Consider the following 307-nt stretch of genomic DNA (forward strand, 5'->3'; position numbering starts at 1 on the left):
CTGCTGCAAACCTGTATCACTGTCTCCAATAGCCAGGTCTATAGAAGGGCTTGTGGTACCAATGCCTAAATTGCCAGAATCATTTAATACCATCATGACACTACCTCCTGATCCGGGATCAAAGCCAGAATCGCTATGACTTCCTCCCCTAAACCAAGCGAAATGGGCCGCAGTCCTGTAATATTGAGTACTTGATTGTATACCAATTCCATAATTGGTGTTCCAAAGATTAATCATTTGGCGTTTGGAACTACCAAAACTCAAAGCCCCTGTGGTCGTGGTATTTCCGTTAAAAGTTAAGCTGTTA

General features: G+C 43.0%; 1 protein-coding gene. It reads right to left on the minus strand.

Annotation, left to right across the window (positions count from 1 at the left end):
• Positions 1–307, minus strand: a 307-nt coding sequence (locus E1171_RS23065; protein ID WP_222931259.1) for a hypothetical protein, incomplete at both ends; no start/stop codon positions are given.

The sequence above is a fragment of the Xanthovirga aplysinae genome (genome assembly GCF_009711365.1).
GTDB lineage: Bacteria > Bacteroidota > Bacteroidia > Cytophagales > Cyclobacteriaceae > Xanthovirga > Xanthovirga aplysinae.